18 protein-coding genes and 1 pseudogene are annotated in these 23,396 nt (G+C 64.8%); 11 read left to right on the forward strand and 8 right to left on the reverse strand.

Annotation, left to right across the window (positions count from 1 at the left end; genetic code table 11):
• Window positions 1–95 (reverse strand): hypothetical protein (locus DBO86_RS26845; RefSeq protein WP_244185501.1); only part of this gene is annotated, 95 nt, incomplete at its 3' end.
• A gap of 261 nt (window positions 96–356) precedes the next feature.
• On the opposite strand from DBO86_RS26845, the gene DBO86_RS18985 reads away from it, so the two are divergent.
• The 7 genes from DBO86_RS18985 to DBO86_RS19015 all read left to right on the forward strand — a co-directional run bounded on the left by DBO86_RS18985 (window position 357) and on the right by DBO86_RS19015 (window position 4,983).
• Entirely contained in the window at window positions 357–662 is a 306-nt protein-coding gene (locus DBO86_RS18985) for a nucleotide pyrophosphohydrolase (protein ID WP_021487959.1), read from the forward strand.
• Window positions 659–1,408, forward strand: coding sequence for a methyltransferase (locus tag DBO86_RS18990; RefSeq protein ID WP_108234535.1), 750 nt, complete (start codon window positions 659–661; stop codon window positions 1,406–1,408). Before DBO86_RS18985 ends, DBO86_RS18990 begins: the two co-directional genes overlap by 4 nt.
• Window positions 1,409–1,495: 87 nt before the next feature.
• Window positions 1,496–2,077 carry a DUF4136 domain-containing protein gene (locus DBO86_RS18995; protein WP_108234536.1) on the forward strand — a complete coding sequence of 194 codons (582 nt, stop codon included), beginning with the start codon at window positions 1,496–1,498 and terminating at the stop codon, window positions 2,075–2,077.
• A 21-nt stretch (window positions 2,078–2,098) separates the two neighbouring features.
• On the forward strand, window positions 2,099–2,653 hold the full coding sequence (locus DBO86_RS19000) for a DUF4136 domain-containing protein (protein ID WP_108234537.1): 555 nt from the start codon (window positions 2,099–2,101) through the stop codon (window positions 2,651–2,653).
• A gap of 16 nt (window positions 2,654–2,669) precedes the next feature.
• Complete coding sequence (locus DBO86_RS19005; protein ID WP_108234538.1) at window positions 2,670–3,155, forward strand: GNAT family N-acetyltransferase; 486 nt, start codon at window positions 2,670–2,672, stop codon at window positions 3,153–3,155.
• A gap of 38 nt (window positions 3,156–3,193) precedes the next feature.
• Entirely contained in the window at window positions 3,194–3,643 is a 450-nt protein-coding gene (locus DBO86_RS19010) for a DMT family transporter (RefSeq protein WP_108234539.1), read from the forward strand.
• 158 nt (window positions 3,644–3,801) lie between these two features.
• A complete protein-coding gene (locus DBO86_RS19015) occupies window positions 3,802–4,983 on the forward strand; it encodes a GGDEF domain-containing protein (protein WP_108234540.1) in 1,182 nt (393 codons plus the stop codon).
• A 162-nt stretch (window positions 4,984–5,145) separates the two neighbouring features.
• Here DBO86_RS19015 and pbpC read toward each other — a convergent pair whose 3' ends face one another.
• From pbpC to DBO86_RS19030, 3 genes are all read right to left on the reverse strand, one after another.
• Entirely contained in the window at window positions 5,146–7,467 is a 2,322-nt protein-coding gene (pbpC, locus tag DBO86_RS19020; RefSeq protein ID WP_108234541.1) for a peptidoglycan glycosyltransferase PbpC, read from the reverse strand.
• Window positions 7,468–7,548: 81 nt separating this feature from the next.
• Window positions 7,549–7,893 carry an endonuclease domain-containing protein gene (locus DBO86_RS19025; RefSeq protein WP_108234542.1) on the reverse strand — a complete coding sequence of 115 codons (345 nt, stop codon included), beginning with the start codon at window positions 7,891–7,893 and terminating at the stop codon, window positions 7,549–7,551.
• A gap of 143 nt (window positions 7,894–8,036) precedes the next feature.
• Window positions 8,037–12,935, reverse strand: a complete 4,899-nt coding sequence (locus tag DBO86_RS19030) for an alpha-2-macroglobulin family protein (RefSeq protein ID WP_108234543.1) — start codon at window positions 12,933–12,935, stop codon at window positions 8,037–8,039.
• A 140-nt stretch (window positions 12,936–13,075) separates the two neighbouring features.
• Between DBO86_RS19030 and DBO86_RS19035 the strand changes: the two genes are divergently transcribed.
• Both DBO86_RS19035 and DBO86_RS19040 read left to right on the forward strand, forming a co-directional pair.
• Complete coding sequence (locus DBO86_RS19035) at window positions 13,076–14,425, forward strand: MATE family efflux transporter (RefSeq protein WP_108234544.1); 1,350 nt, start codon at window positions 13,076–13,078, stop codon at window positions 14,423–14,425.
• A gap of 34 nt (window positions 14,426–14,459) precedes the next feature.
• A pseudogene (locus DBO86_RS19040) lies at window positions 14,460–14,914 on the forward strand (DUF2214 family protein).
• 136 nt (window positions 14,915–15,050) lie between these two features.
• Here DBO86_RS19040 and speA read toward each other — a convergent pair.
• The 4 genes from speA to DBO86_RS19060 all read right to left on the reverse strand — a co-directional run bounded on the left by speA (window position 15,051) and on the right by DBO86_RS19060 (window position 19,414).
• Complete coding sequence (speA, locus tag DBO86_RS19045) at window positions 15,051–16,964, reverse strand: arginine decarboxylase (protein WP_074856131.1); 1,914 nt, start codon at window positions 16,962–16,964, stop codon at window positions 15,051–15,053.
• Window positions 16,965–17,085: 121 nt separating this feature from the next.
• Window positions 17,086–17,457 carry a translation initiation factor Sui1 gene (locus DBO86_RS19050; RefSeq protein ID WP_074856211.1) on the reverse strand — a complete coding sequence of 124 codons (372 nt, stop codon included), beginning with the start codon at window positions 17,455–17,457 and terminating at the stop codon, window positions 17,086–17,088.
• Window positions 17,458–17,816: 359 nt separating this feature from the next.
• Window positions 17,817–18,353 carry an NUDIX hydrolase gene (locus DBO86_RS19055; protein ID WP_108234545.1) on the reverse strand — a complete coding sequence of 179 codons (537 nt, stop codon included), beginning with the start codon at window positions 18,351–18,353 and terminating at the stop codon, window positions 17,817–17,819.
• Window positions 18,353–19,414, reverse strand: a complete 1,062-nt coding sequence (locus DBO86_RS19060) for a DUF2333 family protein (protein ID WP_108234546.1) — start codon at window positions 19,412–19,414, stop codon at window positions 18,353–18,355. The genes DBO86_RS19055 and DBO86_RS19060 overlap by 1 nt, the downstream gene beginning before the upstream one ends.
• Before the next feature lie 257 nt (window positions 19,415–19,671).
• Between DBO86_RS19060 and DBO86_RS19065 the strand changes: the two genes are divergently transcribed.
• On the forward strand, window positions 19,672–21,276 hold the full coding sequence (locus DBO86_RS19065) for a response regulator (protein WP_074856137.1): 1,605 nt from the start codon (window positions 19,672–19,674) through the stop codon (window positions 21,274–21,276).
• Window positions 21,277–21,372: 96 nt separating this feature from the next.
• Window positions 21,373–23,337 carry a methyl-accepting chemotaxis protein gene (locus DBO86_RS19070; protein WP_108234547.1) on the forward strand — a complete coding sequence of 655 codons (1,965 nt, stop codon included), beginning with the start codon at window positions 21,373–21,375 and terminating at the stop codon, window positions 23,335–23,337.
• Window positions 23,338–23,396: the final 59 nt, after the last annotated feature.

Genomic DNA, 23,396 nt, shown 5'->3' on the forward strand with positions numbered 1-23,396 from the left:
AGTTGCTTGCGGCATTTGACCTGCTCATGGCTGTCGACACCATGAACTTGAAAAACCTGCTTTGCCAAATCCACGCCTATGCGTTTAAGTTTCATGCGGGCTCCCCCTCCGGGATTGTTTGTTTCGTAACCTACAGTCTGGCGCAATGACGCCGTAGGAGGGAGGAGTCCATCTCATTGGGCTACGGCTATGCGTGTGCGTAGGAGCGAGCTCTGCTCGCGAATCTGGCCAGCGGAAAAGCTTCGCGAGCAAAGCTCGCTCCCACAAAAGTCGCTGCTCTGCCGACGTCTTCCCGCCAACGACTTGCGGTCGCCTCCGTTCGAGCCGAAGCTATGCGGCTCGAACGGAGCCGCATCATGAACCTCGCTGAACTTACCGCCCGCATGCACGCCATTCGCGATCACAACGACTGGCGCCGTTACCAAAGCCCGAAGAACCTGGTCATGGCCGCCAGCGTGGAAATGGCCGAGCTGGTGGAAATCTTCCAGTGGCTGAGCGAGGAGCAGTCGCGCCAGTTGCCCCCAGAGCAGCTCGCCCATGCCGGGCAGGAAGTGGCCGACGTGGTGCTCTACCTGCTGCAACTGTGCAGCGAGCTGGGCCTCGACATGAACCAGGCGGTGCTCGACAAGCTCGCCGACAACGAACGGCGCTTCCTCAAATGAGTGATCGCCACTTCGATGAGCTCGCCACCCGTTTCGCCGAGAAGATTTACGGCGGCGCCAAGGGTGCCATCCGCCTCGCCGTGCTGCAGGCCGACCTGGCCGAGGCGCTGCCGGATCGCCCACTGCGCGTGCTGGATGTCGGCGCCGGCCTGGGCCACATGAGCCTATGGCTGGCCCAACGTGGCCATCAGATCACCCTGGCCGAGCCAGCCGAACCCATGCTCGAAGGTGCTCGCCAGCGCTTCGCCGAGGCAGGCCAGAATGCCACTTTCCTCCAGGCACCCTGGCAGGATCTGCTCGGCCAGTTGCAGGAGCCCTTCGATCTGGTGCTGTGCCACGCCGTGCTGGAGTGGCTGGCCGAGCCGGCGGCCATCCTGCCGGTGCTGCACCAGCTGACGGCCAAGAACGGTTGGTTGTCGCTGGCCTTCTACAACAAGGACGCGCTGATCTACCGCAACCTGCTCAAGGGGCATTTCCGCAAACTGCGCAAGGAACACTTCGCCGGCGAGAAACAGAGCCTGACGCCACAGCAACCGGTCGACCCGCGCGAGCTGGCCACGCAACTCGCCGCCGACTGGCAGGTCGAAAGCCGTAGCGGCGTACGCGTTTTCCACGATTACATGCCGCAGCAATTCCAGGCCAAGGCCAAGCTGATCGACCTGCTGGAAATGGAACTGGCGCACCGCCGCCACCCCAGCTTCGAGGGGCTCGGCCGCTACCTGCACTGGATCTGCCGACCACGCTGAAGTCGCGGCGCACGTGTTGGACGAAGCCGACAGTCCGGCGTAGCCTGAAAGCCATCGGGGATGTCGCGCGCGACCACGGAGACAACCATGCGCACCGCCATAGCCATACTCATCCTGCCGCTGCTGGCCGCCTGCCAGAGCCAGAACCCGTACCAGGCCGAATCACTGCCGATGCCGCCGGCACCGCCTGGTTCAGCGACGACCTTCGATCGCAGCGCCTATCCAGCGGCGCCACGTGATTACGGCCGCTACCGCAGCTGGAGCTGGCTGGATGACCGTGTGCCTGGCGGCGATCAGCTGGCCGACAGCGTCAGCGCCGGCCTCGACCAGTACGGCCTGCGTCCGGCACTCAATGGTCCCGGCGACGTGCTGGTCAACGCCCGTATCAGCCAGGAAACCCGACTACGCCAGTATCAGGACAATGTCGGTGGCTACTACGGCACCGGCAGCCACTGGGACCGCCGCTACGGTGCCTACGGTAACGTCCCTATCGTGCGCACCTATGAACAGAAAGTGGCCGTGGTGCGCATCGAACTGATCGACCCACGCGACCGCCAGGTGGTCTGGTCAGGCAGCGGCGAAGCGGTGGCCGGCAAGGACCAGGCGGAGCAGGCCGACGCCATGCGTGCGGCCATCCGCAGCGCGCTGAACGGCTACCCACCGTATTGATCGACAACCCTGGAGAGCACCATGCGTAACCTGTCCTACCTGATCGCGGCGCTGCTTCTCACCGGCTGCGCCAGCGTCAGCCTGGAGCGCGACTTCGATCCCAGTCGTGACTTCGGCGCTTACCGCAGCTGGAGCTGGATGGACGACAAGCTCGCCTACCAACCCGACGACGCACGGCTGAAGAGCGATATCACCGAAGCGCGAATCAGCCAGGCCGTCGCCGAACAGCTCGACCAACGCGGCCTGCGCCAGGCAGCCGACGGCAACGGTGACCTGAAAGTCCAGAGCGTGCTGATCGTCGACGAGCGTCAGGATCAGATCACCACCCAGTACGGCGGTGGCTGGGGCGGCTATTGGGGAGGTTACTGGGGCGGCCCGGCCTTCACCGAAACGCGCCGTGTGGACTACAAGGTCGCGACGCTGCAGATCGACTTGTACGACGGCAAAGACGGCAAACTGGTCTGGCGCGGCAGCGGTGAACAGGTCATGCGCAGCCAGCCACCGACACCGATCGAGCGCGAGCGGGCGATCCGTGAAACCGTCACCCAGGTGCTCTCGCAGTATCCACCGCGCTGAACAAGGACCGCCCTGTTTGAACGCAAACCTGCAACACCGCCCGGCCACGGCCACCGACCTCGGTGACGTGGTCGGCTTCCCGCAGAATGTCGATGAACTGTTCTTCTGCTACCCCAAGGCTATCTGGCCACTCAACGTCGGCCAGCTCGCTGCCGCCATCGCCGAGCGGCGCGAAAGCACCGTGGTGGAACTGGATGGGAAAGTCGCCGGTTTCGCCAACTTCTACCAATGGCAACACAGCGAGTTCTGTGCCCTTGGCAACCTGATGGTGGCGCCCTGGGCGCGCAGCCAGGGCGTGGCTCAACACCTGGTGGAAGTGATGGAACAGATGGCCCGCGAGCGCTACAAGGCGCCGTTGATGAAGGTGTCCTGTTTCAACGCCAACGCTGGCGGCCTGCTGCTCTACACCCGTCTCGGCTACCAGACCGTCGGCATCGTCGAACGCCGTGCCCCAGATGGCAGCCGCGTGGCACTGGTGCAACTGGAAAAAGCCCTGCCGTAAGGCCTCGCCCCATCCTCCCTTCCTCGCTGGAGTTACCCATGAACCACATCAGTGGCTGGCTACTGGCCCTGCCCTTTCTCGCCGGCGCTGTGCTGCCACTGCAGGCCGGCATCAACGGCCAACTCGCCCGCCAGCTGTCCAGCGTCTTCGCCGCGGCGCTGATCTCCTTCGCCGTCGGCAGCCTGGCGTTGTTGCTGATGACCCTGAGCCAGCGCGAGATGCCCGGGCTTGATGCACTCAAGCAACTGACCTGGTGGCACTGGAGCGGTGGCCTGCTCGGTGCCTTCTTCATCGCCACCGCTGCCTTCGCCGGGCCACGCGTGGGCGCGCTGCTGTTCATGGTGCTGGTGATCGCCGGGCAACTGGCCATGGCCATCACCCTCGATCATTTCGGCTGGGCAGGCTTTCGTGAATCGCCGATCACCTTCAGCAAGTTGGCAGGCCTGCTGTTGATCATCGCCGGTATCTGGATGATTCGGCGCGGCTGACGGGTGGCGGCAAGTACTGGCAAATCGACATCCTCGCGTTCACGAAAAGGCGCTATGCTCTGGAAAGCAGTTTCTGTGATCACAAACCTCCTGGAGAAGGTTCTGACGTCGCCTGCGACGGCCCGGAGGTGGCCGCCAGCGGTGGCAGGCCAAAAGAAATGACCGACGCCGAAGTACCGCGCCAACCCAATACCTTCGCCCTGTGGCGTGAAGTGGATGACACCCGCATCCGCACGCGCCTGGGAGGTTTCTTCTACGCCCTCGCCTGGCTGCTGACCTGGGTATTCAGTGCGGCACCGGGCAGCCTGATGGTCAGCGGCGTGCTGGGCTGTACGGTATTCGTCGTACTCCTGGCTGCGCGCCTGCTGCACCGCCCCGATGGCCTCGACAGCCCTGAACAGTTGCAGTGCTGGCTGGATCGTCACTGGGGTCTGATCCTCCTGACTTCGTTGTGCTGGGGCCAGGCCCATGCGCTGGCGGTATACAGCGACGCCTACAATGACTCGGAAATGATCGCCACCCTGGCCACGGTGGCCTTCGCCACGGCAATGACCTTCAACTTCGCCATGCGCCGTGGCCGCGCCCTGCTGGCACTGGCCCTGCTGGCACTGGCCCTGCTCTATCTGCCGGGCCTGGCGGTGATGGCGCTGAATTGGCAGCAGAAGCATGCGATGCTGATCACCCTGACCTTCTACCTCGGCTATCTGATTCTGGTGCTGGGGCGCAATCACCTTGAATACCGCGCCACTCTCGATCTGGAGCTGAAGCTGAAGCTGCTGGAGCAGCAGAGTCAGCTCGATCTGCCCAGCCGCACCGACAGCCTGACCCAACTGGGCAACCGCTATCAGTTCAACAACCTGCTCCCCAGCCAGGTGGCCAATGCGGTACGCCAGGGCGAGCCGCTGTCACTGGTGCTGATGGATATCGACTTCTTCAAGAAGGTCAACGACGAACACGGCCACGCCGGTGGCGATGCCTGCCTGAGCGCCTTCGCCGAACGCATGCGCAAGGTGTTTCGCCGTGATGGCGACTCACTGCTGCGCCTGGGTGGCGAGGCGTTCGGCGTACTGCTGCCGGGCACCACCCTGGCCCAGGCGTGTGATCTGGCCGAGCACTTTCGCCAGGAACTGGCAACGGAAGGCCTGCTGCTGGCCGGCCAGCGCCTGGAACTGACCACCAGCCTGGGCGTCGGCTGTTTCAGCAGCAGTCATGACGGCGACGCCGATGCCTTCTTCAAGCGCGTCGACGGTGCGCTCTACCGAGCCAAACGCGAGGGCCAACTGCCACTGAATACTGCGTTGCCAGAGGCGCATGGAGGCTTCTCCCGGTTGTTATTTTGAGCCCAACGAGAAACTGGATACAAAAATGTACACAAATTGCAAATCGGTTACCGTCAGATTTCATATCGGCGGCTCACGACCAGGCTTCATTCACTACAGGCGGCATTATTTTCAGGGCTCAGGCCAGAGCGGTCGGCGCCCGCACACCGCCAGCGCGTCGCGTCACGGCCCGATGCTGAATTCCAGACGAGCGGTCTGGCCACCCTCGTCGAGTACGCTCAGTTGATGCCTGCCGCTGTCGAAGGCATGGTTGAAGGGCGCACCCAGCGCAGTGTCACCCAGCGGTCGGCCATCGAGGAACCACCAGCGCCGGCCACTTCCCCCCAGCGCCGAAAGGCTGAGCCGCAGTGGCTCATGATTGCCTTGCGGGCGACGCAGACGATCACCATCGCGCACGCCGACGATGGACAGCGGCGCCACCTGGCTGCTGCGCGGTGGCGGGCAACTCGGATCGACGCTCGGTAAACGTGCCGTGCGCTGCTCACGGCGTGGCAGCCAGGGTTCCAATGGCGCCGGCCACAAGGCCAGTTCACGCGCCTCGGCCCCGGCACAACCTGGGCCAACGCGACGCCCATCGGCATTGAGCCAATAACGCTCGCGCAGACCACTACCCAATGGCTGATCGGCTGCCAGCAACGTGGGGGGCGTGGTGCCTTCCAGCGTCCAGGCGAAGCGCAGGCGCCGACAGTTGGGATCGTCCTTGCTCATCGGCTGCCCCAGGGGCCAGCAGATGGCGGCCACGCCGACCTCGGCCGGCTGCCGGTCGGCCGGGGCAGCGATGCCGCGCTGACTGTCGCGATTGACCAGCAGATCATGCACTTGCAGCAACAGCGGCGCGGCCGAGGCCAGACCGAACTGGCCCGGCACCGGGGTGCCGTCCGGGCGGCCGATCCAGATACCGATCAGATGACGCGGGCCAACGCCGATAGCCCAGGCATCGCGAAAGCCGTAGCTGGTGCCGGTCTTCCAGGCCAGGGTCGGGCGCTGCGCCAGGTAGGCGCGCGGGTCACGATCAGGACGTGCCTGACCGCTGAGAATACGGCGGATGATCCAGGCCGAACCGGGCGACAGCAGACGCCGCTCGCGCAATTCATCGCCTGGTTGCAGACGCGGCTTGGCCGCCATACCACCGCGCGCGAAGGCGCTGTAACCGGCCACCAGCGATTCCAGCCGCGAACCGCCGCCACCGAGGATCAGCGCCAGGTTCGGCTCGGCCAGTGCCGGCAGACGGATCGGCAATCCCGCGCTGCGCAGCTCGCCGGCAAAGCGTTTCGGCCCGTAGGCTTCGAGCAACTGCACGGCGGGCAGGTTGAGCGAGGTGGCCAGCGCTTCGCTGGCCGACACCGGGCCGATGAAGCCGGCGGCGAAGTTGCCGGGGCGGTAGTCGCCGTAATGCCGCGGCACGTCCTGCAGCAGCGATTCGGAATGGATCAAGCCAGCATCCAGGGCCATGCCGTAGAGGAAGGGCTTGAGCGTCGAACCGGGCGAGCGCAGGGCGCGGACCATGTCGACATGGCCGAAGCGCGAGGTGTCAGCGATATCCACCGAACCGAGGTAGGCGCGCACGGCCATGCTTTCGTGCTCCACCACCAGGATCGCTGCCGAGGTGCGCTCGGGCAGGCGCGCGCGCCAGCCCAGCAGCAGATCCTCCAGGCGCAGCTGCAAACCGGCATCCAGCGTGGTGCGAATCAGCGGCGGACTGCCGGCGCGGTTCAACCGCCGCGCCAGCAAGGGCGCCAGGCTCGGCTCACGGCGCGGCGCGAGAAACACCGGCTCTTCCAGCGCTTCATTCACCTGCGCCTGCGGCCATACCTTAAATTCGCCCAGGCGCCGCAGCACCTTGTCACGTGCGGCCTGGGCGCGCTCGGGATGACGGTCCGGGCGCAAGCGGCTGGGCGCCTGCGGCAGAACCGCAAGCAACGCGGCATCGGCACGGGTCAGTTGGCTTGGAGGTTTGCCCAGGTAACTCCAGCTCGCCGCCGCGACACCCTCCAGGGGGCCGCCGAAGGGCGCGCGATTCAGATACAGGGTGAGGATTTCATCCTTGGACAGGTGCCACTCCAGCTGCGCCGTGCGCCACAGCTGCTTGAGCTTGCCCGGCAGATTGCGCCCGTGCGGATCGAGCAGCCGCGCCACCTGCATCGACAGCGTACTGCCGCCGGACACCACGCGCCCGCCAGTGAGGTTCTGCCAGGCCGCACGGCCCAGCGCCAGCGGGTTGATGCCGGGGTGCTGGCGGAACCAGCGGTCCTCGTAGGTCAGCAGGGCTTCGAGGTAATAGGGTGAAACTGCGTCCGGCGTCACCGGATAACGCCATACACCGTCGTGGTCGGCAAAACGCCACAGCGGCGTACCGTCCTCGGCCAGCACCACGCGCGCCAGATCGTCCTCGGGCAGGGGCAGCGGGAACAGGCGGTCGGCTAGCCAGAGCAAGGCCAGGGGGAGCAGGAGGATCAGCAGCCAACGGCAAGTTAGGCGGGGCATGCAAAACCCTCTCCCCCAACCCCTCTCCCATAAATGGGAGAGGGGAGCGGATCAACGTTATGCCAAGACTCGCGGCGACGCTCATAGGCCATCTTGCTCGCCGATTTCAAGACGAATCTGTTCAAGTACAGCCTCCGTTTTAGCCAGTACCTGATGATTCCAGAAACGCAGCACACGATAGCCTCGAGTCTCCAGATAACGCTCACGTTGTTGATCGTATTCCGTCTGCAGCTGATGCTGCCCACCGTCCAGCTCGATGACGAGCCAACGTTCAGTGCAGATGAAATCGACGATATAGGGGCCAATGGGTTTCTGCCGTTTGAACTTCAGGCCTAGGAAGCGGTGAGCACGCAGGTAATACCAGAGCCGTTGCTCGGCATCGGTCATCTCATGACGAAGGCGCTTGGCGTTGTCGAGTAGTGTCATGGTTCCTCCTTGAACCTTTTTTGCCCTCTCCCCCAGCCCCTCTCCCGCAAGCGGGAGAGGGGAGAAGTTCGACGCGCGACCGAAGCTGTTCACGATCGGCCCCCTCTCCCATTCATGGGAGAGGGTTGGGGAGAGGGTCGCTTTTAGCGCCCCCTCACCACCAGACTATCCGGCGCACTACCCAGCGCCTGCCAGCTCGGCCGGTACATGGACTCCACCTGCGGTGGCGGTACCCGATAGCTGCCAGGCGTCACCGCACGGGCCAGATAGAGCAGATGGATAGTGCCGTAACCCTCCACGTCCACCGCTGCCACGTAGCGGTCGCCACGATATTCCTGGTGCTTGATCCGCGCGTTCTGCATCGACTGACGCCATTCCTTGACGTTGCTGCCGGCGTCATCGAGGCTCGCCGCGCTCTGCGCCAGATTCTGGTTCTCCAGCTCCAGGCCAGCCGGCAGCAGGTCGACGACCAGCGCATCCGGTACACGTTGCTTGGCCCGCACAGCCAGGTGCACCAGCACCAGCTCGCCGCTGTCCAGGCGCTGCAGATCGAGCGGACGGCCGTCCATGCCAAGGTATTCGCGCTCGATGCTGAGGTTCTCGCCACCGGCGCGCGGCGCCTGGCTCGGATAACCGGACAGGGTCAGCTGCTGATACAGCTTGGTGCTGCCGGCATTGCTCACGCTCAGCGGTTCGGCCAGTTCGCCACGCTCCAGCTTGATACCGGGCTGCTGGTTGCTCAGCTCGAACTGGAAAGTGCCGCTGGTAAGCGCAGCGCTCCAGGTCTGCTCCGGCTTGCCGAGAATGCCGCGACCGGCGAGGAACAGCGAATTGCGCTCCTGGGTCGACAGCCAGCGCTGGCCGGCCAGTTCATCGGCCAGATTGAACAGACGCTGCTCGCGCTGACCGGCCGCCAGGTCGTGCTCCTCCAGCAGGGCGAGGATCAGCGCCTGGTCACGCAGCGGACTGCCGTAATCGGCCATCCAGCGCTCGCCATCGCGCTGCTGGATCAAGCCCTGATTCAACGCCTGCTCGGCACGCGGCGCATCGCCCATCAGCTTCAGCGCCGCCGCCAGTTGCACCAGCGGCAGGCCGGAGCGCGCATCGCTGCGGCGGTCGAACAGGCTGCGCAGCGCACCCAGCGGCGCCTGTTGGCTGCGTGCCAGCACGTAGCCGGCGTAAGCCTGCACGGCGAAGCGGGTGTGGGCGAAGTCCTGGCTGTAGCTGGCCTCGATCAGGCTGCTCTGCTGCAGGTAGCGCAGCAGGCGATCACTGGCCTTCTTCAGTGCTTCCGGCGGTACGCCGAAGCCCTGCTCGCGAGCACGCAGAAGGAAATCGGTGACGTAGGCGGTGAGCCAGTATTCCTCTTCGCTCTCGGCACTCCACAGGCCGAAGCCGCCGCTATGCCGCTGCATACCAAGCAGACGCTCGATGCCCAGCTCGATGCTTTTGCGTCGCTGCTCGTCCGGCTCGCCTTCCAGGCCGAGGCGCTTGAGACTCGCGGCATCGGCGTAGAGCGACGGGTACAGGCCACTGGTGGTCTGCTCCAGGCAACCGTAGGGGTAAGCCTTGAGCGCACGAATCTGCTCGCCGAGGTTAAGCGGCGGGCGGCTCGACAGCGCCAACACCGCCTCCAGCCCGGCAGGTTCGAACTGATTGAGGGTGCCCGCCGGCATGCTCCACGGCTCGCCCTCCCCCAGTACCGCGCGGAAGTGTTGCAACTGCGCCGGATACGCCGGGCGAATACCCAGTGTCCACTCGCGGCTGAAGTCGCCCAGGGTCTCGTTCGGCAGCGCCAGGCCCTGTACCTCGACATGGATGCGGCCCTGGCCCAGACCGCCCTCGGCGCGTACCGGAATGCGCAGAGTGGTGCGCTCGCCATCCTTCAGGCTGATCGGCGCTTCACCCTTGCCAAGCAGGCGTAGCTGGCCTTCCACATCCAGCTGCACATCGAGCTTCTGCTCGCTGCCGGACAGGTTGGTCAGGTCCAGCGCCAAGGTGGTTTCGTCACCACCGGCGAGGAAGCGCGGCATCGACAGCTCGGCGATCAGCGGCGCGGCAACCACCGTCTTGGCCTCGGCCATGCCGAAGCGCTCGTCACTCCAAGCCTGCGCCATCAGCCGCAGTTCGCCATTGAAGTCGGGGATATCCAGGCTGACTTCGCCTTCCCCTTTGTCGTCGAGCTGCAGTGCATCGCTCTGCAGCGCGACGATCAGCACGCTGGTATCCGGGCGCTTGCCGCCGGCTGCAAGGCCGGCGTCACCACCGAAGGCCAGGCTGGCAACACGCCCCTGCGCTTCGATCAGCTGACCGTAGATATCCAGCTGGTCAGCGCCATAGGCCTTGCGCCCGAAGAAGTTGGCGAAAGGATCGGGCGTGGCGTAGCTGGTGATGTTGAGGATGCCCACGTCCACCGCGGCGACCAGCACATGCACCTTGTCGGGGATGCTGCCGTCGGCGTTACGTGCACTGACCTTGACCTTCAGCGGCTGCTTGGGACGCATCTTTTCCGGCGCTTCCAGACTCAGCGCCAGCTTGCGCGGGGCACGTTCCAGCGGCAGGTGCAGCAGGCCGACCGCGCGTTTCGGCGTGACTTGCGCCTTGCGCTCGCCAGGGCGAATCACCAGAGCACTGAGGTAGAGGTCGTGACGCGCCCATTTTTCGTCGATGGGCAGTTCGAAGGTCTGACCTTCGGCCGGCACGCTGATCTCCTGCCACCACAGCGGACCGTCGCTGGACTCGACCAGCAGGTAGCCGTTGCCGGCAGCCGGCGGGGTGACGGTGATCTTGGCCACGTCGCCCGCGGCGTAGGCAGGCTTGTCCAGCGCCAGCTTGACTTGGTCGGGACGCACCGCACCACCGTCGACATTGTCCTGCCAGCGGTAGCCGGCCCAGAAGCGCAGGCTGCTGACCAGGCCGGTCTGGTTGTCCACCACCTCGACCCGGTACGGGCCCCACTCCACCGGGAAGCTGACCTTGGCGGTGTCGCCCGCGGCGACCTTGAGCGGCTCGTCGCTGAGGGTAAGGAACTTCTCGTTGTAGTTGTGACGCCAGCCTTCGCCGTCGGAGAAACTCCAGAAGTAGTCGCGGCGCTCACGCACCAGACGCACGTTGAGGTTGTCGGCGGCCAGCTTGTTGCCAGCGGCGTCGGCCACCAGGATCTCGAATTCGGCCAGGCTGTCGGCATCGACCTCCTCGCCGTCGAACAGCCCGCGCACACCCGGCAGACGCTCGGCGGGCCATACCGGCTGAATGATGCGGCGGGTAATCGGACGGCCACCGGACTCCTGCAGGCTGGCCTGGAGGATCAAACGCAGCGGCGACTTGGCGTCGCTCCAGCGGTTTTCCGGGCGCAGCATGGCGCGGCCCTGGTCGTCGAGATTGACCTCGTCGAGCTCCTGGTCCAGGCTCAGATCGGCCTCGGTGATATCGCCGAACTGATAGCCCGGCAGGCTCGTCACCGCTTCACGCAGCGGACGCACATAGAGCTGCCCGGTCAGACGATTGCCAGCGGCCGGCGCACCATAGAGGTAGCGTCCGGTCACCGCGAACTCGGCGCTGTCGCCCGGCGCGTAGGGCTGGTCCTGGCCCTTGAGCTCCAGGGCCATACGCTCGGGCAGGAAGTCCTCGACGAGGAATTCGTAGAGCTGCGGGTTGCCGTCACCCAGGTCGAGCAACAGCTGCCAGCGGCCGGTCGGGGCCTCTTCGGCGAGCGGCAGCTGATACTGATAAAGGCCGTCATCGCCGGCATTCCAGACGAACTTGCGGCTGATCTGCTCGTCCGGACGGCGCACCTCGACACTGACCGGCTGCGCCTTGACCGGGCTACCATCGGCATCACGCAGCAGGCCATTGAGTAGCACGGTCTCGCCGGGGCGATACAAGTCGCGCGGGCCGAACACGAAAAACTGCAGGCCGTGCGCTTTCGGGCCAGTGATATCGAACTCGGCCAGGTCCAGCGCCGGCGTGTTCAGGCGCAGTAGGCTGGTCTGCTCGTCCTGCTTGGCCAGTAGCACCTGGGCCTTGGCTGGCAGCGGAAGTTGCGCATGGCCGGCCGAATCGGTCTTGCCCTCAGCCAGCAGCGCGCCGTCGCCATCGAGCAGTTCGAGCTGCACGCCGGACTGCGCCTTGCCACCTTCCAGCGCCTGGGTGAACACGTCGAGACGGTCGCGATAGCGATGCGCGGACAGGCCGATATCACTCAGGGAAAACAGCGTCGCTGGCTGCGAGTAGCTATAGCTGCCAGCCTCACGCATCACCGCCAGGTACACGCCCGGCTGCTTGAACGGGTCCAGGCCGGCGATGGGCAGCAGCAGGGTTTCACGGGTATTGCGCGCAGGGTTGAGGTCGAAGCGCCCGCCGTAGACCAGATCGGCCATCGGCAGCAGTTCGCGGGCTTCCCAGGTATCCAGGTTGCTGGCCCGGCCCCAGCGCGACAGGAAGCGCGGCAGCGCCTCGGGCTTGATGCGGAAGAACTCGACATTGACCTTGTCGACGTTCAGCGCGATCACCGGCAGGCCTTCGGCCAGACGGGTCGGCAGCAGCGAACCGCGGCTGGCGAAACCGACGCTGGCCTGCAGGTCGCGGGTTTCGAAACGGCTGACATGCTCTTTGGCGAGCTTGCCGCCATTGACCGACGTCAGGCCGGCATCGATGGTCAGCACCAGTTTGCGCTGCGGCTCCAGGTGGCGCAGGCGCAACTCGCTGAGGTTGTCGGTCAGCTCCCAGGCGCCGTCGACCTTGCCAGCGGTGCTGTCGACCAGGTGCAGACGCTCGGCGAAGGGCTGGTCGGGATCCAGCGGGATGGAGAAGGTCACCGACAGCGCACTGGCGCCATCGAGCTGCACCTCGGAAACGTCGATCACCTCCAGCTCGCGCCCGGCGTAGCGCTTGGCCAGAGCCTCGCGGTCGACCGCAGGCTTCGGTGCCTGTGGCTGCTGCACAGCAGGGGCGCCAGGGGTCACCGTGGCAGGGGGCTGGGAGGAATCACAGGCGCTGAGCAGGCTCAGCAGCATGGCCAGAAGCAGTCCTTTGTTCGGCATTGCGGGCTCCGGAGAGTAGGGGCGCGAAGGCCATCACTATAGCCGAGCGGCCAATGCGCCGACGAGGCAAGGCGACGAAATCCGCCAAGCTGCGCACACTCCGCAGGGCGCCTATAATCGGCGTTTTTCTGGAGCCGTCCATGTCCGCTCTGCTCGATGCCTGGCGCCACACCCCGACCCAGCGCAAGGTCTGGGCGCTGGCGGCACCGATGATTCTCTCCAACCTCTCGGTGCCCATGGTGGCCTTGGTCGACACCGCCGTGGTCGGCCATCTGCCACATGCCCACCAGCTCGCTGCGGTGGCAGTCGGCAGCAGCCTGTATACCCTGCTGACCTGGGCCATGGGCTTTCTGCGCATGGGCAGCACCGGTTTCGCCGCTCAGGCTGCAGGGCGCGAGGATGGCCGCGCGTTGCGCCAGGTGCTGGTGCAGGGGCTCGGTCTGGGCGTGTTCATGGCCCTGCTCCTGGGTCTGCTGGCCCTGCCATTCAGCAGTGCCGCACTGAGCCTGATGCAACCCTCCGCCGAGCTGGATCAGTTGGCGCGCCAGTATTTCCAGATTCGCCTGTTCGGCCTGCCCGCCAGCCTGGCGACCTATGCGCTGATCGGCTGGCTGCTGGGCACGCAAAGCGCCCGTGGCCCGCTGGCCATTCTGCTCACCGCCAACCTGATCAACGTATCGCTGGATCTGCTGTTCGTGCTCGGCCTGGAATGGGGCGTGGCCGGCGCGGCCTGGGCTTCGGTGATCGCCGAATGGAGCGGCGCCCTGCTCGGCCTGTGGCTGGCCCGTGGCGCGCTGGCACGCTATCCCGGCCGCCTAGACAGCAGCGCGCTGAAACGCTGGAGCAACTGGCGCCCACTGCTGGCAGTCAACCGCGATATCTTCATCCGCACCCTGGCACTGCAACTGGTGTTCTTTCTGATCACCGTGAAAGGCACGCGCCTGGGCGATGCCACGGTGGCGGCCAATGCCCTGCTGCTCAATGGTCTGACCCTGACCGCCTACGCCCTCGACGGCCTGGCGCATGCCGTCGAAGCACTCTGCGGTCATGCCCTGGGCGCGCGTGATCGCGCTGCGCTGCGCCGCTCGCTGCTGGTGGCCGGCACCTGGTCGCTGCTGGCCAGCGCCGGCTTCGCGCTGTTCTTCCTGTTTGGCGGGCACTGGTTCGTCGGCCTGCTGACCGATATCGCCGAAGTCCGCGAACTGGCGCTGACCTTCCTGCCCTACCTGGCCCTGCTGCCGCTGCTGGCTGTGTGGAGCTACCTGCTCGACGGCCTGTTCATCGGCGCCACCCGGGCCCGCGAGATGCGCGACGCCATGCTCATCGCCCTGGCTTTGGCACTGCCACTGGCCTGGTGGCTGCAAGGCCTGGGCAATCACGGGTTGTGGTTGGCATTTCTGGCCTTCATGGGGCTGCGCAGCCTGGTACTGGCTGGCTATGCTTGGCAGCTGTCGCGGCGCGACCTGTGGTTCGCCCGAGCCGGCCGCTAATCCGCCTTCAGCCCGTCTGCCGCAAGGAGCTCCCATGGCCGCAGCACTCGTCGCCTATCTGCATTTTCTGGCGATCTTCGCCCTGTTCGCCCTGCTTAGCGTCGAGCATGTACTGTTCAAGGCGCCGCTTGACCTTGCCCGCGCGCGCAGCCTGATGATCACCGACCTGGTCTACGGCATCTGTGCCGGCCTGGTGCTGGCCACCGGTGTCGCCCGCGTGCTGTGGTTCGGCAAGGGCGCCGCCTACTACATGGGCAACAGCCTGTTCCATGCGAAGTTAGGGCTGTTCATCCTGGTCGGCTTGCTGTCGATCGTGCCCACGGTGGTGTTCATCAAATGGCGCAAAACCCTGAAGACAGGCAGGTGCCCGCGCCCAGCGCTCGGCAGGTACGTCTGGTGACCTGGAGCATTCGCATCGAGCTGCTGCTGTTGCTGGTGATCCCGCTGCTGGCGACGCTGATGGCGCGCGGTCATGGCGTCATTGGCTGAACCGAGAGACACAAAGCATCGCCGCGAAAGTGCCGCCCACAGAGCAGCAGCGTAGCCCGTATGCAATCCGGGAACGATGTCCGACGTTGCACCATCCCCGGATTGCATACGGGCTACCGGAGTTGCCGCAGGCGGTTTACGACGCCAGGTAGGACGAGCGGGTCAGTCCCAGACGCAAGGCATCGAGGAACTGCGTACGTTCACGGGCGCTGATCTTGGCGCTGGCCACCTTGTCGCGGTAGTGGGTCATCAGCTCTTCCGGCGACAGGTGCACGTAGCGCAGCATGTCCTCGATGGTGTCGTGGGTCTCGATGCCGGCATGCACCACGCTGCCATCGGCGCCCTGGTAGATGTTCACCGAGTCGGTATCGCCGAACAGGTTGTGCATGTCGCCAAGGATTTCCTGGTAGGCGCCGACCAGGAAAATGCCCAGCACATAGTCCTCACCCTCGCGAATCTCGTGCACTGGCAGGCTGGTCTCGATCGACTGCTCGTCGACGTACTGGCGAATCTTGCCGTCGGAGTCGCAGGTCAGGTCCTGCAGCACGGCGCGGCGCAGCGGCTCTTCGTCCAGACGTGACAGCGGCAGGATCGGCAGAATCTGGCCGATGGCCCAGGTGTCCGGCAGGCTCTGGAATACCGAGAAGTTGCAGATGTACTTGTCGGCCAGCTTGTCGTTGAGCTCGTCGAGCACCGCGCGGTGCGAGCGCTGACGCGCCTTGAGCTGGTTGTGCAAGCGACGGCAGATGGCGAAGTAGCACTGCTCGGCCAGCGCCTTCTGCGCCAGGCTGAGCTTGCCGGCCGAATACTGCGCGGCCACCTCCTCGATGTAGTGGGTGGCGCGCCAGTAGGTCTCGGCGACCATTTCCGGGTCGCTGTCTTCCAAGAGCTCGATCAGCACCTGCAACACTTCCGGCTGCTCGACGCTGGCGTCGATCTCCGGCACCTTGTCGTTGTGGCGCTCGACGTCGGTGACCTGCACCAGCAGCACGGCATGGTGCGCGGTCATCGCCCGGCCGCTCTCGGAGAAGATGTGCGGATGGGGGATTTCCTGGCGATCGCAGAACTCCTTGAGCATGTCGACCACGGCATCGGCGTAGTCCTGCATGTCGTAGTTGATCGAGCTGGCATTGCGCGAATGGGTACCGTCGTAGTCCACACCGAGACCGCCGCCGACGTCGATGTGATCGACCGGCAGGCCCATGGCGCGCAGCTCACCGTAGTAACGGATGGCCTCGCGGAAGCCCTTGCGGTAGTCAGCGATGTTGGCGATCTGCGAGCCCATGTGAAAGTGCAGCAGGCGGATGCCCTGATCCAGCCCGGCAGCGCGGAAGCGCTCGACCACCGAGAGAATCTGCGCGGCGGACAGACCGAACTTGGACTTCTCGCCACCGGTGTCGGCCCACTTGGAGGATGCCAGCGAGGACAGGCGCACGCGCAGGCCGATCTGCGGCGCGACCTTGAGGTCAGCGGCCTCCTCGATCACCAGGGCGACTTCCGACTCTTTCTCGATGACGATGAACACGTTGTGGCCGAGCTTCTGCCCCATCAGCGCCAGGCGGATGAACTCGCGGTCCTTGTAACCGTTGCAGACGATGGTGCCGCCCTTCGGCGCCAGCGCCAGCACGGCCAGCAGCTCGGGCTTGGAGCCGGCTTCGAGGCCGATGGAGACGTTCTGCGTGGCGATGATGTTCTCGATCACCGCCTCCTGCTGGTTGACCTTGATCGGGTACAGCGCGGTGTAGCGGTTCTGGTATTCCAGGCGCTCGATGCTGGCGTCGAAGGCACCGGTCAGGCGGCGCACGCGGTCCTGCAGAATGTCCGGGAAGCGCACCAGTAGCGGCAGGGACAGGCCGCTCTGACGCAGTTCGTCGACCTGCTGATAGAGATCGATGGGTTGGCTGTCCGGGCCGTTGGGACGCACCTCGATACGCCCGGCGTCGTTGATCGAGAAATAGCCGGCGCCCCAGTGGCGAATGCCGTAGACACTGCGGCTATCGGCTACGGTCCATTGGCTGCCGTCGTCTTTGCGGGTGCGTCGTGCGGACATCGGGTTCTCCCATGAGAAAAGCCTGACCTTACTGGCGGCCAGTTTAAAAATTAAGGAAGCAAGATGACGTTTGCTCGGCGGTTGACTGTACGAGCGTCATCGAAGTTTAGAAAAGGGCGCTTCAGCCGCCGGACTTCTTCGCGGTAAACCCGCGCTTGCTCAGCTCGGCCAACAACAGATCGACGTGATCACCCTGAATCTCGATCACCCCGTCCTTGAGTGCGCCGCCGGTGCCGCAGCGTTTCTTCAAGGCGCTGGCCAGCTCCTTGAGCGGCTCCTCGGCCAGCGGCACGCCGCTGACGGTGGTGACGGTCTTGCCGCCACGGCCCTTGGTCTCACGGCGCACACGGGCAATACCGTCGCCATCGAGAATGCGTGTCTGTTTGCAGATGCAGGCATCCACCGCCTGGTTGCAATCCGGGCAATGGCGACCGCCATCGGTGGAATAGACGAGACCGCTCAGGGCGGCAAATGAAGAGGCTTTCTTGACCACCGGCTTGTCCTCGTAGGGGTCAGGATAGGCGAAGCCCTTCTGCCAGGGGCAGCGCAAGCGGACAGACGTCCGCCGAAAAGGCCGCGCAGTGTAACGGCAAAGGCCAGACTTGCTAAGACCAAATTTGCGTCATTGTGCGGCACTTTGGCGACGCCGTTCGCCATCGCGCACGGCGCGCTCGGATTCCGCGACGCCGTAGGGTGCGCTGTGTGTACCAAGGCCCCCTGCTCGAGGTGAAGGCGCACCCTACGAGCCAAGCTCGACGAAATACAAGTGCCGACACAAACACCCTCTCCCGCCCTTCGGGCACCCTCTCCCATAAATGGGAGAGGGACATCAGCTAGCCGCAAGCGGCCTGTTTATGGCCTTTTTATGTAGCGCTCCAGCGCCGCCAGCGAATCGGGGCAATAGGGCAGACGACGGGTTTCTTCCAGCGCCTGCTCGACGCTGATAAAGCGCGCTTCCAGTACTTCTTCCGGCTGCAACACCAGCGGCGCATCGGATACCGCCGAATAGGTCATGCACCACAGGCGACTTTCCGGAGCGTCATAGAGAAAGTGCGCATGCTCGACCAGGTCGGCATCGACGATGCCCAGTTCCTCGGCCAACTCTCGCTCGGCCGAAAGGCGGTAGTCCTCGCCTTCGAGCACCATGCCGCCGGCCGCCACGTCCCAGTAACCGGGATATAGCGCCTTGCTCAGGGTGCGCCGATGCACACACAGCAGACCGGCCGTATTGAATAGAAGAATGTATGTGCCGCGCCCGATCAGCCGGCGCTCGCGCATTTCGGCCCGGGAAACGCCACCCAGTAGCCGATCACGCTCGTCAACCCAGGCCACCTGCTCGCGGTCGGAGGCAGCACGATGCGCAGCCTCCGCTGCCGAAATGGCGACCATCAACCCTGGCTCAGCAACTGACGCAGATCGATCAGACCCGCATTGGCGCGCGAGATGTAGTTGGCCATCACCAACGAGTGGTTGGCCAGAACACCGTAACCGCTGCCGTTGAGGATCATCGGGCTCCACAGGGTGGCCTGCGCGGCCTCCAGCTCACGAATGATCTGGCGCACGCTGACGGTGGCGTTCTTTTTCGCCAGCACGTCGGCGAAGTCCACCTCGATGGCGCGTAGCAGATGAGCCAGCGCCCAGGCCTGGCCGCGAGCCTCGTAGAACACGTTATCGATCTGCAGCCAGGGCGTCTCGTAAACGCCGCCTTCACCAATCACCCCAGACTCTTCGGCATCGCTGCCCACCTGCAGTTTCTCGCTCAGGCGCACCTGACCCACGCTGGCGGACAGGCGCTGCGACAGCGAGCCAAGACGTGTGCCGGCATCACCCAGCCAGTTGTTGAGGTTGTCGGCACGCGCATAGAACTGCGCGTTTCTCTGCGCCGGGTCGGCCAGACGAGCGAGGTAGCGATCCAGCGACTTGATGCCCTCGCGATACTCGGACTCGGACGCCGGCAGCGCCCAGCTCTTGTTGTCGAAGTGAAAACGCGGCTCAGCCTTGGCCAGGTCCGGGTCCTCGGTGGACTGCGACTGCGAACGGGCGAAGTCCTTGCGCAGCGCACGCGAGAAATCGCGTACCTGCACCAGCACGCCGTATTCCCAGCTCGGCATGTTGTCCAGCCACAGGCCGGGCGGCGCCAGGTCGTTGGAAATGTAACCACCAGGCTTGTCGAGCAGCGTGCTGGCGACCTGCTTGAGGGTTTCCACCGAGGTGTAACCGGTGACCATCTGCCGTTGCGCCTGCTGCGCCGAATTCTGCGCATGCTGCTGGACCTGGAAGGCAGACGGTTCCTGACTCCAGTACCAGCCGACCACCAGCGCGATCAGCAGATAGACACCGATCAGGCCGCCCAGAGCTCGGGCAATCAGGCTGCCGCCACTGCGACCGCCCCCTGAGGTCTTGGCGGCGCCGTCTGGCGAGTTCGTCGCACGATTCTTCCAATCCAGCATGGCAGTGTCCTTTTCAAGCGAATTCGAGTGTTCGACCACAACCCGACCAACGGGTTGCGACCTGCTACGCACTATAAGGCAAGCCCACAGCAAAACGCAGGGCAGAGGGGCAAACTTACCGCTGGTAAGAGAAAACTACATTTCTGTCGCTTATTCGACAGAAATACCGACGCCAATTGATCGACGGCAATGTCAGCGCCTCCAGCAGCTGATAGCATCAAGCCACCACTGACTTAACCACCTATAGAAGTCGGCCCATGACCGAGCACCCAGATCCCAGTCGCGATCGCCTCAAGCATCACTTCGCCCAGCGCGTGATTCACCAGGCGCGCCAGGTGCTGGAAGTCTGGCAGCGCCTGCAGCGCAGCGAATGGAACGATGCCGGCATGGCCGAGCTGACCGAGGCCAACCTGCGCCTGCTGCGTTACGCCGAGCGCTTCGAGCAGATCGAGCACGCGCAACTGGCGCAAAGCATTGGCACCAGCCTCGATGAGGTCGTGGAAAATCGCGGCCGTCTCAACAGTACGCTGATCGCTCGCCTCAATCAGGCCATGCAACGCCTTTCACGTACCGGCCTGCGCCACAGCGATGCCTTCGAGCAAACCTTCCTGCCACCGCTGCGCAAACCGGTGTATCTCGCCCTGCAGGACGCCCAACGCGCCGAGCGCCTGGCCCAGCAACTGGAGTTCTTCGGCCTGGCCGCGCAGGCACTGAGCGATGAACGTGCTTTCCGAGCCGCCATCACCGAACGCCACCCCGCCGCCATCGTCATGGACGTCGACTTCGCCGGCGCCGGCCTGGAGCTAGCAGGCTCGGTGCAGGAAGGCCTGGAGCAGAAGATTCCGCTGCTGTTCTTCAGCCACTGCGACACCGACACCCCGACACGCCTGGCCGCCGTACGCGCCGGCGGCCAGGAGTTTTTCACCGGCTCGCTGGATGCATCGAGCCTGCTCGAACGCATCGAAGTGCTGACTCACGTCTCGCAATACGACCCGTACAAGGTGCTGATCGTCGACGACTCCAAAGCCCAGGCGACGCACACCGAGCGCGTACTCAACAGTGCCGGCATCCTCACCCACACCCTTACCGAGCCTATCCTGGCGATGGATGCGCTGGCCGAGTTCCAGCCGGATCTGATCATCCTCGACATGTACATGCCCGAGTGCAACGGCACCGAACTGGCCAAGGTGATCCGCCATAACGACCGCTACGTCAGCGTGCCGATCATCTATCTGTCGGCCGAGGACGACCTCGACAAGCAGCTCGATGCCATGAGCGAGGGCGGCGACGACTTCCTCACCAAGCCGATCAAGCCACGCCACCTGATCGCCACCGTACGCAACCGCGCGGCACGTGCGCGCAACCTCAAGGCGCGCATGGTGCGTGACAGCCTCACCGGCCTGTACAACCACACCCATACCCTGCAACTGCTCGACGACGCCTGCTACCGAGCACGCCGCGAAGAGCAGCCGCTGGCCTTCGCCATGCTCGACATCGACCACTTCAAGAAGGTCAACGACACTTATGGCCACCCCATGGGCGACCGGGTGATCAAGAGCCTGGCGCTGTTTCTCAAGCAACGCCTGCGCAAGACCGACCATATCGGCCGTTATGGCGGCGAGGAATTCGCCGTGGTACTGCCCGACACCGATGAACAATCGGCGCTCAAGGTACTGGAGGAAATTCGCCAGCGCTTCGCCGAAATCCACTACCCGGCCCAGCCGCAGGATCTGTCCTGCACCTTCAGTTGCGGCATTGCCATGCTGCAACCAGGCCTGGATGGCAATGCCCTGTCCAAGCGCGCCGACGAAGCGCTGTACAAGGCCAAGCATGGCGGGCGTAATCGGGTCGAGCTGTACTGATAGCAATCTGATTGCACTTACCCTTGCGCCGTCATAAAACAGCAACCAAACCGCAATAAGCTCGCGACCATCGTCCAGTCGTCGATCGAGCCCGCCATGCGCCTCAAGCTGCTCACCAACCTCAATACAGCGCTGCTGGTCACTGTCTGCGTCGCGCTGGCGGCCACACTCTGGTGGTCGCAGCGCGCCTTGCAACAGCCCATGCAACTGATGGCGCGCTACCTGACGCTGTCCCAGCAGTTCCAGAGCCAGGTGGCCGATAACATCCTGGCCTACCTGGCCAGCGGCAATACCGTGCAGCACAGCACCGCGACCCAGGCCATCGACACCTTCGAGCAAGACCTCGCGCAACTCCCGCCGCAACTGATCGTCGAACTGCGCCCAAGCCTCGAGCAACTGCGCGACTTCAGCGCCAATCAGCTGCTGGCGGCCGGCAAACTGGCCGGCGACCCACAAGGGCTGCTGCTGCAGGCCGAACGCGAGATGCTCGCCACGCTGGAACAACTGAGCCAGTACGTCGCAGATGCCAGCAGCCCCGCCGCCGGTGACTACCGCAAACCACTGCAGGAAGCCGGTTCGCGCCTGCTGAGGCTGGCCCACGCCCGCGAGCGCTTCATCGGCCAGGGTCGTAGTGAGCTACTCGGCGATGTCGAACGCGAACTCAAGGCTCTTGCTCAGCTGGCAGAGGCTCTGGATAAGTTGCCGCTACTCGGCGTACAGCAGGCCGATAGCTCTGCCAGCGTCGGTTTCGCCGCGCTGCTAGATCTGGATGAGGCACAGCAGGAGCAACAGGCGCAGGACCGTGGCATCGAGCTGAAGCGTGAGTTGAATGCCCTGGTACGTCGCTACCCCGGTGAACTGCAGCGCACCCGTGAGCTGGTCGAGCAACGCCAGCAACTGGCCGTAACCACCACCGAACGCGTGACCCAGGTGCAGCAGGCACTGGCGGCACTGGAGCCGCTGGTGCAGAACGAATATGACCGCATCCAGGGTGAAGTACGCCTGCTCCAGGGCCTGATGATCGGCCTGATCCTGCTGATCGCCCTGCTCATCGACCGCATCCAGCGCCGCCTGTCGCAGGTGCTGGGCCATCTGGTTCCTGCCCTGTCGCGCTGGGCCAGCGGCGACTTCGCCATGACGATCACGATCGATTCGCGCACCCGCGAATTGCGTGACATCGAGGATTCGCTCAACCACCTGCGCCGCTACCTGGTGGAGCTGGTCGCCAGCATCCGCCATCACGCCGAACAGGTTGCCGACTCCAGCCACACGCTGGCCGACCTCACGGGAGGCCTGCACGCTGGCGCCGAACGCCAGGCCGGCGATACGGCATTGATCCGTGATGCGCTGGGCGAGCTGGAAGCAACCATCGGCCAGGTCGCCGAGGATGCCAGCCAGACCGCCGACGCCAGCCGCGACGCCGACCGCGCCTTGGTCCAGGGCCAACAGGTCATCGGCCAGAGCCTGGAAGGGCTGTATGCCCTGGTCACCGAGGTGCAGGGCAACGCCCAGGCCATCGAGCGCCTGGCCGACGAGACTGCCACCATCGGCAGCGTGCTCACGGTGATTCGCGGCATTGCCGAACAGACCAACCTGCTCGCCCTCAACGCCGCCATCGAGGCCGCGCGCGCCGGCGAGGCCGGCCGCGGTTTCGCCGTGGTCGCCGACGAGGTGCGCTCACTGTCACAGCGCACCGGCAGCGCCACCGCGGAAATCCAGGATGTCATCGGCCGCTTGCAACAAGCCGCGCATCAGTCGGTACAGGCCATGCGTGCCCAGGTCGAACACGCCGAAGCGACCGCGGGCAAGGCCGAAGCGGCCGATGGTGCGCTGGACGAGATCGTCAGCGCCATCCGCACCATCGCCAGCATGGCCGGGCGCATCGCCGAGGCCACTGCCCAGCAGAGCGATGCGGTCAGTGAGATTCGCGAACACGGCGAACGCATCCACCAACTGGGCGACGACAACCTCGGACTGATCGCCAACGGACGCAGCGAGAGTGAACGCCTGCTGCACCTGGGTGGCCAGTTGCACAGCGCCGTACAGGCGTTTCGCGTCTAACAGGCCGTTGAAAAACGTAGGCGAGGCAGCCAATGCAAGGCAAAAATAGGCGAAAAAGC

This window comes from Ectopseudomonas oleovorans (assembly GCF_003052605.1).
GTDB classification, from domain to species: domain Bacteria; phylum Pseudomonadota; class Gammaproteobacteria; order Pseudomonadales; family Pseudomonadaceae; genus Aquipseudomonas; species Aquipseudomonas oleovorans_A.